Raw genomic sequence first — 13,619 nt, forward strand, 5'->3', positions numbered from 1 at the left:
GTGGGAGCCGCAGCACTAACTCAGAATCTCCGCAAGGAAGGAAGCGGTATGGCTTTCCGTGGACTTGGCTACCTGTTCAGGTGTGCCTGTTGCCACGATGCGTCCACCGCCTGAACCGCCGTTGGGGCCAAGGTCCACAATCCAGTCGGCGGACTTGATGACGTCAAGGTTGTGTTCAATGGTGATGACCGTATTCCCCTTGTCCACCAAGCCCTGCAGCACCATGAGCAACTTACGGATGTCCTCGAAGTGCAGGCCCGTAGTGGGTTCGTCCAAGACGTAGACGTTGCGTCCGTTCGACCGCTTCTGGAGCTCCGAGGCCAGCTTCACGCGCTGCGCCTCGCCACCGGACAGCGTGGTAGCCGGCTGCCCAAGCCGGACGTAGCCGAGGCCGACGTCGACGAGGGTGTTCAGGTGCCGGGCGATGGGCGTGAACGCCGCAAAGAACTCGGCGCCTTCCTCGATGGGCATGTTGAGGACGTCCGCGATGGTCTTGCCCTTGTAGTGAACTTCAAGGGTCTCCCGGTTGTAGCGGGCACCATGGCACACTTCGCACGGGACGTAGACATCCGGCAGGAAGTTCATCTCGATCTTCAGCGTGCCGTCACCGGAGCAAGCCTCGCAGCGGCCGCCTTTGACGTTGAATGAGAAGCGGCCTGGCTGGTAACCGCGCACTTTGGCTTCGGTGGTTTCCGCGAAGAGCTTCCGGATGTTGTCGAAGACGCCGGTGTAGGTGGCGGGGTTGGAACGCGGTGTCCGGCCGATGGGGCTCTGGTCAACGTGGACCACCTTGTCGAGGTGTTCCAGGCCCACTACGGAGCGATGCCGGCCTGCAACCTGCTTGGCGCCGTTGAGCTTGTTCGCGAGCACCTTGTAGAGGATCTCGTTCACAAGGGTGGACTTCCCTGAGCCGCTGACGCCCGTCACGGCCGTGAAAAGACCCAGCGGGAAGGTGGCGTCAACGTTGTTCAGGTTGTTTTCGCGCGCGCCGATGACCTTGAGCTCACGCTTCTTGTCGTACTTGCGTCGCTTGGGCGGGATGCCGATCTTGCGTCGCCCGGACAGGTAGTCGCCCGTCAGCGAGTTCGTGTTTTCCAGGAGCTCCTTGTAGGAACCGGAGTGCACCACCTGGCCACCGTGCTCGCCGGCGCCAGGTCCGATGTCCACCACCCAGTCGGCCTCCTGGATGGTGTCTTCGTCGTGTTCGACGACAATCAGCGTATTACCGAGATCGCGCAACCGCGTCAGGGTTTCGATGAGGCGCCGGTTGTCCTTCTGGTGCAGCCCGATGGACGGCTCGTCCAGGACATAGAGGACTCCCACCAGGCCAGAGCCGATTTGCGTGGCGAGCCGAATCCGCTGGGCCTCACCGCCGGACAGTGTCCCGGACGGCCGTTCGAGATTCAGGTATTCGAGCCCCACGTCGAGCAGGAACGTCAGTCGTGCCTGGATCTCCTTGAGAACCTGATGCGCGATCTGGGCCTCGCGGTCGGTGAGCGTGAGGCTGCCGAGGAAGTCGGCGCAATCGCGCATCGGAAGGGCCGATACTTCGGCGATGGACTTGCCGTTGATCAGCACGGAGAGCGACGCCGGGTTAAGCCGGGCACCGTTGCATGCGGGGCAAGGAACCTGCCGCATGTACTCTTCGTAGCGGTCGCGTGCCCAGTCCGAGTCCGTTTCGCCGTGCTTGCGGTGTACGTACTGGATGGCGCCTTCGAAGCCGGTGCTGTACTTGCGCTCCCGGCCGAACCGGTTGCGGTACTGGACGACCACCTTGTGGTCCTTCCCATGCAGCACCGTCTGCCGAACTTCCTGCGGCAGCTTCTCCCAAGGGGTGTCCATGGAGAAATCGAGCTCCAAGGCGAGGCCCTCCAGGAGCCGATTCCAGTACTCCGTGGTGGCCGTACCCAACGACCACGGCGCTATGGCCCCCTGGCCCAATGAAAGCTCGGGGTTGGGGACCACGAGTTCTTCATCGACCTCCAACTTGGTGCCGATGCCGCTGCAGGCCGCGCACGCGCCGAAAGGGTTGTTGAAGGAGAAGGAACGGGGCTCGATCTCGTCGATGGCCAACGGGTGCTCGTTGGGGCAGGCAAGGTTCTCGGAAAACGCCCGGATCCGCGCCGGGTCTTCGGCATCGAGATCGACGAATTCGACCAGCACACGGCCTTCCGCAAGGCCAAGCGCCGTTTCGATCGAGTCGGTCAACCGTTGGCTGATTCCTTCTTTGACCACCAACCGGTCCACGACTACTTCGATGGAGTGCTTGAATTGTTTGCCGAGCTTGGGCGGATCGCTCAGCTGGACGAGTTCGCCATCCACCCGGGCACGCGAATAGCCCTTGGCGGTGAGCTCCTTGAAGAGTTCCACGAATTCGCCCTTGCGTCCGCGGACCACGGGAGCCAGGATCTGGAAGCGTGTGCCGGACTCGAGTTCCAGCAACTGGTCGACGATCTGCTGCGGAGTCTGCCTTGTGATGGGCTCATGGCATACCGGGCAATGCGGCCTGCCGACACGGGCCCAGAGAAGGCGCATGTAGTCGTAAATCTCGGTGATGGTGCCCACCGTGGAACGCGGGTTCTTGCTGGTGGACTTCTGATCGATGGAGACTGCCGGAGAAAGGCCCTCGATGAAGTCGACATCCGGCTTGTCCACCTGGCCCAGGAACTGGCGGGCGTAGGCCGACAATGATTCAACGTACCGGCGCTGGCCCTCGGCGAAGATCGTGTCGAAGGCCAAGGACGACTTGCCTGAACCTGACAAGCCGGTGAAGACGATCATGGCATCACGGGGAAGGTCCAGGTCCACGTTGCGGAGGTTGTGTTCACGCGCACCCTTGACCACGAGCCGGGACAGGTCATGTCTCACGGGCGTGGCAGGCTTCTGCGCGGAAACGCTTGCGAGGGATTCGACGGCGGGGACTTCAGCTACGGCTTTAGGCACCCACTAATGCTAATCGAAAACTTCTTCGAATTTCCATGCGGGCTCCCGCAGGCTACTGACGGGTATCAATCCGCGTCATAGGCGGCCGCCAGAAGCTGTACTGCCTCGGCGAAACTGGCGCCCTGCGCCTTGGCCGCGGCCGAGTAGTTCGCCGCGACGGCAGCTAAGGCGCTCCAGCGGTCGTCCCGGGCGCAGACCACTGTTCCGTTCCGGCCACGGGTTGCCACCACTCCGGCCGCTTCAAGTTCCTTATACGCGCGGGCGACGGTGTGGGGCGCAACATCCAGCTCGCCAGCCAGGCTGCGCACCGCCGGAAGTTTGGTCCCGACAGGGAGGGTGCCAGCGTCAGCCAGCTCGATAATGCGGAGCCGAAGTTGCTCGTACAAAGCCACGGTGCTCGACTGGTTCGGTCGCCACGAACCGGGAAACTCGATCGAGCCGCTCACGAGTCTTCACTCTCCCGTCGGACGGCGCGGTGCTTGGCGGTCCGTGCCGGCGTCGCGGCCAACTCGCCGTCTCCGACGGCAAATTGGGCGTCGTGCAATCGGGCATAGTGCCCGCCAAGCTCCAGCAGCGAATGATGGGTGCCGTGTTCAACGATCCGTCCGTGGTCCATGACGAGAATTAGATCAGCGTCGCGGATGGTGGACAAGCGGTGAGCGATGACGAAAGACGTCTTGTTGCTCCGCAGTCTGTGCATCGCCTGGCGGATGAGGACTTCCGTGCGGGTATCTACCGAGCTTGTGGCTTCGTCCAGGATCAGGATGGGGCGGCCGGAGAGCCGTGCACGGGCGATGCTCAGCAATTGTCTCTGTCCCTGGCTAAGCGGTTCCCCTCCATTGCTCAGCATTGTGGAGTAGCCGTTCGGCAGCGAGCGCACAAAGTGGTCCACGTAGCTTGCCTCGGCAGCGGCCACGATGTCAGCGTCGCTGGCACCTGGACATCCGTATTCGATGTTCTCCCGAATGGTGCCTGTGAAAATCCACGGATCTTGAAGAACCACGCCGAAGTTTCGCCGGAGATCATCACGTCCCATGCCCGCAATGTCCGCGCCGTCAATGGTGATCTTCCCCGAGCCGAGTTCATGGAAACGCATAAGGAGGCTGATCAGAGTGGTCTTCCCCGCGCCGGTGTGCCCCACAATCGCCACCGTTTGTCCCGGCTCCACGCGGAAGGACAGGTCCTCGATCAGTGGCGCATCGGCGCGGTAGCTGAAAACAATGCGTTCAAAGGAAACCCTTCCCGACGGGAGATCGAACTGCGCATCGGGCTGCCTGCCGGACCCAGTCACCGAACCAGCCCCGGTGCGCACGCCAGTCGCGGTTTCCGTCGACAATTCCGGTTCGTCCAACAACTCGAAGACCCTGCTGGCGGAAACCGCGCATGATTGCAGGACCTGGGCCATGCCGCCGATCTGGCCCAACGGCTGGCTGAAGAGCCGGTTGAATTGTATGAAAGCCTGGATCCCGCCGATACTCATCGCGCCGGCAAGGAACTGGAATGCCCCCACAATCGCAACCCCCACATAGCTGGCGTTCGAGACGAAAGCCATGAGCGGCATCAGCAGTCCGGATGCGAACTGTGCCTTGGAACTGGCGGAATATAGTCCGTCGTTGTGGGCAGCGAAGCGGTCGGCCATCGCAGATCGCGCGCCGAAAAGCTTGATGGTTTCGTGGCCGGTTGCCGTCTCCTCCACAAGTGAGTTGACGTCTCCCGTAGCCTCCCACTGCCGGACAAAGTACTTCTGCGAGCGCCGCGTCACCACAACGGATGCGAGGGCAGACACCGGAACAGCCAACAGGGACACGAGAGCCAGCAAGGGTGAGAGCAGCAGCATCATCCCCAGGGATCCGATGACCATCAACGCTGAGGTCAGGAGTTGCGCAAGGAGTTGGTTGAGGGTTTGTGCCACGTTGTCGAGATCGTTGGTGGCACGGCTGAGAACATCTCCCCGGGAGCGGCCGTCGTAGTAGGCCACGGGAAGCCGATGCAATTTCGCTTCCACCGCTTCCCGGAGGTCGTGCGCGAGCCGCTGGACAGCGAGGGCGTTGAGCCGGCCCTGGGCCCAACTGAGCAGCGAGGCGACCGCGTACATGGAGGCGGCAACGAGCAACAGCATGACAAATCGCCCGGTGTTGAACGGTGCGCCGAAGACGGTGGCTGCGATGACGTCGGTGGCGTCGCCGAGTATCTTGGGGGCCGCGACGTTGAGCGTGGCAAAACCGCAGATGCACAGAATCGCGGCGGTCATGACTCCCCTCGAGGGCTTCAGCAAGCCCGCGAGGCGGAGAAGCGATGGCGCCGGCTTCTCAGCGGGGGTGCGGTGCGCGCTATCGCCGCTCATGCGGCTTCTTCCGTTTCGAGCTGGGACGCTACGATCTCCCGGTAGGTCTCCGAGGACACGAGGAGTTCCTCGTGGGTTCCCTTTGCCACCAGACGGCCCTGGTCGATGAGGAGTATCTGGTCCGCCGACACCACCGTATTGACCCTCTGGGCGACGATGATGACGGTTGCCTCCCGAAGTTCGGGTTCGAGTGCGGCCCGGAGCCTTGCCTCGGTCGCCGTGTCCAGGGCTGAGAAACTGTCGTCAAACAAATAGACGGATGCTGGGCGCAAGATTGCGCGGGCAATGCACAAGCGCTGCCGCTGGCCTCCGGAGAGACCGGCACCGCTCTGGGACAGGGTGGTTTCCAGCCCTTGGGGCAGTTCGGCCACGAAATCTTCTGCCTGGGCCGTCTCGAGGGCTTGCCACAATTGGGAGTCCGTTGCCGACGGCAGTGAAAGGCGCAGGTTTTCCGCGATGGTTCCACGGAACAGCCATGTCTCCTGGGGCACGACGGCGAGCCGGCTGCGCAAGGCACCCAGGGGAACCGTGGCGATGTCCTGGCCATCGAGCGAGATGCTTCCGCTTGTCGCTTCAAGGAGCCTTGGCACAAGGCTGACCATAGTTGACTTGCCGCTTCCGGTGGAGCCGATCACCGCCGTCGTGGTTCCCGGGGCCGCTTCGAAAGAGATGCCTTCCAACACCGGTGCCTCGGCTCCCGGATAGGCGAAGGAGACGTTGTTGAAGCTCAAGCCCCCCGTCCGCTCAGGTCCTGCCGTCCTCCCGCCGGTTGGGTTTCCCGGCAGGGCCGATTCGGATTCAGTGTTGAGCACTTCGGTGACGCGTTCGGCGCTGACGGACGCACGGGGAGCCGTGCTCAGCACATACATGGCCATCATGATCGCGAGGAGGATTTGCATGATGTAGGCGATGAATGCGGTGAGTGCACCCAATTTCATGTCGCCGTCGATGATGCGGTGGCCACCGAGCCAGACCACCCCCACTGAGGACAGGTTGACGACGATCATGACGAGCGGAAGCATGGCAGCGACAATCCGGGCAGCACGGAGATTGTTGTTTGTCAGGGTGTCATTGGCGGCCTCGAACCGTCTCATCTCAAATGGTTGGCGGACAAAGGCCCTGATGACTGCGGTGCCCAGGATCTGTTCGCGAAGCACGCTGTTGATCCTGTCCACCAAGCCCTGGCCCTCACGGTACAGCGGTACGAGCTTGCGGACGATCAAGAGCATGATGATCAGCAGCACGGGAATGATCGCAAAAACGATCCACGACAGGGCCACGTCCTGTTCGGCTGCAAGAATGACGCCGCCTATGCCCATGACCGGCGCTGCCACCAGCATGCTGAACACGAGCACCGTAATGTTCTGCAGCTGCAGGACGTCATTGGTGGTCCTGACCACGAGGCTGGCGGGGCCGAAGGCCGCTACGTCCTGGTCCGGCAGGGTATGGATCTTGTCGAATAGGTCCTGCCGCAGCCGCCTGCCAAACTTCATGGCGACGATGGCACCAAGGTAGCCGGCTAGCACTGCTGCAACCACCTGGACGACTGCGAGGAGCAGCATCCAACCGCCCAGTCGCAATATCACTTCGCTGTTCCCGGCGACGAGGCCGTCGTCGACGATCTTGGCGTTGAAAGTGGGCAGGAGGAGTGTGGCTCCGATCTGGACCAGTTGCAGTACAACTATGGCCAGTACGCGGGTCTTGTAGGGGGCTAGGCGCTGCAGCAGCAAGGATGCCAGCACTTTGCCTCCAATCGTTGGTCTCCGGAGCGGCGGATTCCACACGATTCCGCCCCGCGATGGCCTTGTCATTCTAGTTCAGATCACACTGGGATTCGCTGCAATTCCGGCACTTACGGAGCCAAGAATCGCTCCCTCTTAGCCGCGTTTTCGGGCCACGGCGAAAATCCTGCGGAAGGGAAACACGGTCCCGTGCCGGTCTGTCGGATAGGCCCCGCGCAGCATGGCTGCGTACTGGTTTTCGAAAGCGGAGGCTTCGCCCTCGGGGAGGGCGGCAAGCACAGGACGGAGACCCGTCCCCCGCACCCAGTGCAGCACGGGGTCGGGTCCCGGTAGGAGTTGCTGGTAGGTGGTTTCCCAGGCGTCGGCGTCGCATCCGGCGTCGAGCATGATCCGGAGATAGTCGGCTGGTTCCCCGACGGCATCGTCGTGACGCAGCACACCGGACAATCTTCCGGACCATTCCGGCGAAGCGGCCAGCTGGCGCATCAGTACATGGGAGGGGGCACCGAAGTTTCCCGGGACCTGCAGGGCAAACCACGCACGGGGCTTCAGCGCGTCCAGCCACCCGGCGAGCATGGCCAGGTGTCCGGGCACCCATTGCAGGGCCGCGTTACTGACTACGACGTCGGTGTCTGCTTCCGGTGTCCACTCGGCGATGTCGGCGCGCTCGAACGAAAGACCAGGCCGGGCGGCAGTGAGGGGTTCGGCTTTCGCCAGCATCTCGGCAGAAGAGTCCAGCCCGACGACGGCGGCACCGGGCCAGCGCGTCGCGAGGGACGCTGTCAGGTTCCCCGGACCGCAGCCCAGATCCACCACGTGCCGAGGATCCTCCGCCAGGATTCCCGAGGTCAGGTTAAAAAACGGGCGGTCGCGGTGATTGCCGAACTCGACGTACTTGGCTGGATCCCATTTCACTGCTGTCTCCATCGTCCGTCTCCACGGTCTCTTCCTCTCCACACTAAGCTGGAAGGCAATGAAACTTCTTGAGCAGCTTCCGGTAACATCCAACGCTGGAACCTCCGACGCCGGATCGGGCAACGGACGCGTTGACCCGGACGAAATCTACACACGCTTCGTCGAGTGGACGGAGAGCCGCGGGCTGCAGCTATACCCTGCCCAGGATGAAGCCATCATGGAACTCGCCTCCGGCTCCAATGTCATCCTGGCTACACCTACCGGCTCCGGAAAGTCGCTGGTAGCCATCGCGGCGCATTTCGAGGCCATGTCCAGGGGAATGCGCAGCTACTACACCGCCCCCATCAAGGCCTTGGTCTCCGAGAAGTTCTTCGCCCTCTGCGAGATCTTCGGGGCGGAGAACGTCGGCATGATCACGGGCGACTCGGGGGTCAACCAGGACGCGCCCATCATCTGCTGCACGGCCGAAATCCTCGCCAACATCGCCCTGCGCGAAGGCAAGGGAGCCGAACTCGGCACGGTCATCATGGACGAGTTCCACTTCTACTCGGATCCCCAGCGCGGTTGGGCCTGGCAGGTGCCGCTCTTGGAGCTCCCGCAGGCCCAGTTCCTCCTGATGTCAGCGACTTTGGGGGACGTCAGCCGCTTCGAAACCGGCCTGACCGAACTCACCGGGCGGTCCACCACCACCGTCAGCTCAGCCGAACGCCCCATCCCCCTGCACTATTACTTCCAGGAAACTCCTGTCCATGAAACCCTCGAGGAACTCCTGAGCACCAAGCAGGTTCCGGTTTATGTGGTGCATTTCAGCCAGGTCGAGGCGATCGAACGCGCCCAAAACCTCATGAGCGTCAACATGTGCACCCGCGAGGAGAAGGACAAGATTGCCGAGCTGATTGCCGGCTTCAGGTTCGCTGCCGGCTTCGGCAAGACCCTGAACCGGTTGGTCCGCCACGGCATCGGTGTCCATCACGCGGGCATGCTGCCCAAGTACAGGCGGCTCGTGGAGCAATTGGCCCAGGCCGGACTCCTGAAGGTCATCTGCGGTACCGACACGCTCGGCGTGGGAATCAACGTTCCCATCCGCACCGTCCTCTTGACGGCCCTGAGCAAGTACGACGGCGTCCGCACCCGTTTGCTGAACTCCCGCGAGTTCCATCAGATCGCCGGCCGCGCGGGCCGGGCAGGCTATGACACCGCTGGAACGGTTGTGGTGCAGGCTCCCGAACACGTGGTGGAGAACGCGAAGGCGATGGCCAAGGCCACCGCGAAATTCGGTGACGACCAGAAGAAGCTGCGGCAAGTCGTCCGAAAGAAGCCGCCCGAGGGCTTCGTCTCCTGGGGGCAACCCACCTTCACGCGTTTAGTGGAGTCGGTCCCGGACCCGTTGACCTCGAGTTTCACTGTGACGCATGCGATGTTGCTCAACTTGATGGAACGTCCCGGCGACCCGTTCGCCGCCACGCGCCGCCTCCTCACCGAAAACCACGAGGCCCGGTCCGCCCAGCTGCAGCTCATGAAGAAAGCCCTGGGTATCTACCGCGAGCTGTTGGCCGCAGGAGTGGTGGAACGCATTCCCGAAGCCGAGCAGGAGACGGAAGGCCGTTCCGTTCGCTTGACCGTCCACCTGCAAGCCAACTTCGCACTGAACCAACCGCTCTCGCCGTTTGCGCTTGCGGCGCTGGAGCTCCTGGACCCGGAGTCGCCGTCGTACGCTTTGGACGTTGTGTCCGTGATCGAGGCAACCCTCGAGAAACCCCGCCAGATCCTCTCTGCGCAGCAAAAGAAGGCACGCGGCGAGGCCGTCGCAGCGATGAAGGCCGATGGCATTGATTATGACCAGCGCATGGCGATGCTCGAAGAGGTCAGCTACCCGCAGCCCCTCGCGGAGATTCTGGGCGAAGCTTTCGAGGTCTACCGCAAGGCCGCTCCATGGGTGGGCGACTTTGAGCTCGCGCCCAAGTCGGTGGTACGCGATATGTACGAGCGCGCCATGAACTTCGGTGAATTCGTCCAGTTCTATGGACTGGCCCGCTCCGAGGGCATTGTGTTGCGATATCTGGCCGATGGCTTCAAGGCCTTGCGCCAAACGGTCCCGCAGGACGCGCTCCGGGAAGACCTCGAGGACCTCACAGCGTGGCTGGGCGAACTGGTCCGCCAAGTCGACTCCAGCCTGCTGGACGAATGGGAGGAGCTCACGTCCGGCGCGGCCCCAACGCCGCACGACGCCCCGCCTCCCCCGCCGCCGTCCCTCACGTCCAACACCCGTGCCTTCCGGGTCATGGTCCGCAACGAAATGTTCCGGCGCGTCGAGCTGTTCGCCGACGAGGATGCCGCCGCTTTGGGCGAGCTCGACGCCGGCAGCGGCTGGGATGCCGAACACTGGGAAGACGTCCTGGACGACTATTTCGACGAACACGAGGACATCGGGACCGGCCCCGATGCCCGCGGCCCGGGCCTCCTCATGATCACCGAGGAACCTGGCATCTGGCGTGTGCGGCAGATCTTCGACGACCCCGCCCGCAATCATGATTGGGGCATTTCCGCCGAAGTGGACCTGGCAGCCTCGGACGAGAGCGGTACCGCCGTGGTCAGGGTGACCGCGGTCAACCGTCTCTAGGCTCCTAGTAAGCTCGAATCATGAGTGTTATCCGCCCTGCCACCGTGTCCGATGTCCCCGCGATCCTGCAGATGATCCACGAGCTTGCGGTGTACGAAAAAGAGCCCGACGCCGTGAAAAACACGCCGGAGATGCTGACCGCTGCCCTGTTCGGCGAGAATCCGCGGGTGTATGCGCACATGGCGGAGAACGCCGCCGGAGACGTCCAGGGCTTCGCCTTGTGGTTCCTGAACTACTCCACGTGGGAAGGTGTCCACGGCATCTACCTTGAGGACCTTTACGTCACGCCCGATGCGCGTGGTGAGGGCCATGGCAAGGCACTCCTGCAGCATCTGGCCGCCACCGCCGTGGAACGCGAATACGCAAGGGTGGAATGGAGCGTCCTGGACTGGAACGAACCGTCCATTAACTTCTATCGCAGCCTGGGCGCCGTGCCCATGGACGGCTGGTCCACCTTCCGGCTTGCCGGAGAAGCCCTGGGTGCCTTTGGCAGCGATGACAGGGTCTTGACGCGTGGCTGAGCGCATGGCCGGGCAAGCGGCACACACCACACGGGCACGTCACGAATTCCGTGGCGTCCGGACCACCGAGCATTTCTTCACGGTGCCCCTCGACCATTGGCTTTCCGAGAGTGAAGCTCCCGGCGACGGCGCTGCCGAGACAATCGCCGTCTTCGCCCGGGAGTTCGTCTCCGCGGAGCACTCGGCTGAAGACGCGGCCCGGCTGCCGTGGTTGCTCTACCTCCAAGGCGGGCCGGGCGGACGCGGAACGCGGACCACGTCCTTGTCCGGCTGGATGAAGGCTGCCGCAAGAAGCTTCCGCATCCTGATGCTCGACCAACGCGGCACGGGCCTGTCGACTCCAGCGGACCGCAACACCCTCCCGCTTCGAGGCGATGCAGCGGCCCAAGCGGACTACCTGGCGCATTTCCGGGCCGACTCGATCGTGGCCGACGCCGAACTCATCCGGAAAACCTTGGGCTCGGAACCGTGGACTGTCCTTGGCCAGAGCTTCGGTGGTTTCTGCGCGCTGACATACCTTTCCTTCGCTCCGGAAGGCCTTCGCGAAGTGCTCATCACGGGAGGGCTTGCGCCGTTGGAAGGCCCGGCCGAGCGCGTCTACCGGGCCACCTTCCAACGGGTCGCGGAACGGAACGCGGAGTACTTCGCCTGGTATCCGGAGGACCGCGAGGTGGTGACCCGGATCGCGCGGCATCTGGACGCCACGAAGGAGCGGCTGCCTAGTGGAGAACGCCTGACCGCGGAGCGCTTCCAAATGGTGGGATCGTTCCTGGGCGGGAACACCCGCGTGGATGCCCTCCACACCCTCCTGGAGGACGCCTTTGTACCCTCCGCGGATGGAGAGCGGCTTTCTGACGCCTTCCTGGAGCAGGTCCATGGACTCGTATCCCGGGCATCGAATCCCTTGTACGCGGTCATGCACGAGGCCATCTACGGCCAAGAGCAGGCCACGGACTGGGCGGCTTGGCGCGTGCTCGCGGAATTCCCGGAGTTCCAGCCCGAGGCCGCGGAGCCGCTCCTGACAGGCGAAATGGTCTACCCCTGGTATTTCGAGCAGGATCCGGCCTTGGTGCCCTTGCAGGACGTGGCTGCCCTTTTGGCCGGCAAGCAGGACTGGAAACCCCTCTACGATGTGGCCCGCCTGGCCGCGAACACGGTACCCGTGGCGGCTGCGGTGTATCGCGACGACATCTATGTGGACTTCCAGCTATCCATGGAGACCGCAGCCGCTGTGCGCGGACTGCAGGCCTGGACCACCGGGGACTTCCACCACGATGGTATCGGCGAAGACGGGGAAGGAATCTTCAACCGTCTCTTGGGGATGGTGCGCGGCAAGAACTGAACCCCGGCCACAGTGATGACCGGGGTTCCGTTATGGTCCGCCGTGCTCGGCGACGACGGGCGTTAGTGGCCGGAGACCTTGTTCATGCTCTTGCGGGAATCTTCCTCGAGCCGTGCGTCCAGCTTGGACCTGTTGGCGGCAGGGCTCAGGAGGCTCGCGACTACCGCCACAACGATGGTGCCGATGATGACTGCCAAGGACACATAGGTGGGGATCTCGGGAGCCCATTCAATGTGGTGTCCGCCGTTGATGAAGGGCAGTTCGTTGACGTGCATTGCGTGCAGCACCAGCTTGACGCCGATGAACGCAAGGATGACCGACAGTGCGTGCTTGAGGTAGACCAAGCGGTTCATGAGGCCGCCGAGCAGGAAGTACAGCTGGCGCAGGCCCATGAGGGCGAAGATGTTGGCAGTGAAGACGATGAACGCGCTCTGGGTCAACCCGAAGATGGCCGGAATGGAGTCCACGGCGAACAGGAGGTCCGTCATGCCGATGGTCACGAACACGATCAGCATGGGGGTGAAGAGCTTCTTGCCGCCAACCGTGGTGCGCAGCTTGCCGCCGTCGAACTTCTCCGACATCGGGACAACCTTGCGGATGCGGGCGATAAGGGGATTCTCGGAGGTTTCTTCTTCGTCTTCGCCGTCGTCCTTGGCCTGCTTCCAGGCCGTCCACAGCAGGAACGCGCCGAAGATGTAAAAGACCCAGCTGAACTGCTCGATCACCACCGCACCAAGGGCGATGAAGATGCCACGCAGGATCAAGGCAATGATGATGCCTACCATCAGCACCTCTTGCTGGTACTTACGGGGCACCGAGAAGCGCGCCATGATGATGATGAAGACAAAGAGGTTGTCGATACTCAGGCTGTATTCAGTCACCCAACCGGCGACGAATTGGCTGCCCTGCTCGGGACCGGCAAAGGCGAACATCGCTCCGGCGAACACCAAAGCGAGGGTGACATAGAACGCAACCCACAGGCCGGCTTCCTTCATGGAGGGTTCATGCGGGCGCTTGACGACCAAGAGGAGGTCTACAAGGAGGATGATTCCGAGAACGACGAATGAGCCGATCTCAAACCACGCGGGGAGTTGCATCAATATGCCTTTCGCAGGTACGCCAAAACGGCGTAAGTCTCTCCGACCTGCCTGCGTCTGCGTGCCTGAAGGCAAACAACGCTTATACGGCGATC

At 62.8% G+C, this 13,619-nt stretch carries 9 protein-coding genes; 3 read left to right on the forward strand and 6 right to left on the reverse strand.

What is annotated here, in order from left to right:
• Positions 1–15: 15 nt before the first annotated feature.
• The 5 genes from uvrA to OOZ51_RS03755 all read right to left on the reverse strand — a co-directional run bounded on the left by uvrA (position 16) and on the right by OOZ51_RS03755 (position 7,944).
• Complete coding sequence (gene uvrA, locus OOZ51_RS03735) at positions 16–2,943, reverse strand: excinuclease ABC subunit UvrA (protein ID WP_265977571.1); 2,928 nt, start codon at positions 2,941–2,943, stop codon at positions 16–18.
• A 65-nt stretch (positions 2,944–3,008) separates the two neighbouring features.
• Positions 3,009–3,389, reverse strand: coding sequence for a GntR family transcriptional regulator (locus tag OOZ51_RS03740; protein ID WP_265977573.1), 381 nt, complete (start codon positions 3,387–3,389; stop codon positions 3,009–3,011).
• Positions 3,386–5,287: an ABC transporter ATP-binding protein gene (locus tag OOZ51_RS03745; protein WP_265977574.1), complete on the reverse strand. Its 1,902-nt coding sequence runs from the start codon at positions 5,285–5,287 to the stop codon at positions 3,386–3,388. Before OOZ51_RS03745 ends, OOZ51_RS03740 begins: the two co-directional genes overlap by 4 nt.
• On the reverse strand, positions 5,284–7,029 hold the full coding sequence (locus OOZ51_RS03750) for an ABC transporter ATP-binding protein (protein ID WP_265977575.1): 1,746 nt from the start codon (positions 7,027–7,029) through the stop codon (positions 5,284–5,286). The genes OOZ51_RS03745 and OOZ51_RS03750 overlap by 4 nt, the downstream gene beginning before the upstream one ends.
• A gap of 135 nt (positions 7,030–7,164) precedes the next feature.
• Positions 7,165–7,944, reverse strand: coding sequence for a trans-aconitate 2-methyltransferase (locus tag OOZ51_RS03755; RefSeq protein ID WP_265977577.1), 780 nt, complete (start codon positions 7,942–7,944; stop codon positions 7,165–7,167).
• A 58-nt stretch (positions 7,945–8,002) separates the two neighbouring features.
• Between OOZ51_RS03755 and OOZ51_RS03760 the strand changes: the two genes are divergently transcribed.
• From OOZ51_RS03760 to OOZ51_RS03770, 3 genes are read left to right on the forward strand one after another with little or no spacing between them, the layout of a single operon-like run.
• Entirely contained in the window at positions 8,003–10,564 is a 2,562-nt protein-coding gene (locus OOZ51_RS03760; RefSeq protein WP_265977578.1) for a DEAD/DEAH box helicase, read from the forward strand.
• 20 nt (positions 10,565–10,584) lie between these two features.
• Positions 10,585–11,085 carry a GNAT family N-acetyltransferase gene (locus tag OOZ51_RS03765; RefSeq protein WP_265977579.1) on the forward strand — a complete coding sequence of 167 codons (501 nt, stop codon included), beginning with the start codon at positions 10,585–10,587 and terminating at the stop codon, positions 11,083–11,085.
• Between the two features lie 4 nt (positions 11,086–11,089).
• The gene (locus OOZ51_RS03770) at positions 11,090–12,427 is read left to right on the forward strand and encodes an alpha/beta fold hydrolase (protein WP_265977653.1); all 1,338 of its coding nucleotides are present in this window, start codon (positions 11,090–11,092) and stop codon (positions 12,425–12,427) included.
• Positions 12,428–12,489: 62 nt separating this feature from the next.
• Here the strand turns inward: OOZ51_RS03770 and OOZ51_RS03775 are convergent, their stop codons facing one another.
• Entirely contained in the window at positions 12,490–13,524 is a 1,035-nt protein-coding gene (locus tag OOZ51_RS03775) for a TerC family protein (RefSeq protein ID WP_265977581.1), read from the reverse strand.
• Positions 13,525–13,619 lie beyond the last annotated feature (95 nt).

This window comes from Arthrobacter rhizophilus (genome assembly GCF_026241105.1).
In the GTDB taxonomy this organism is placed as follows: domain Bacteria; phylum Actinomycetota; class Actinomycetes; order Actinomycetales; family Micrococcaceae; genus Arthrobacter.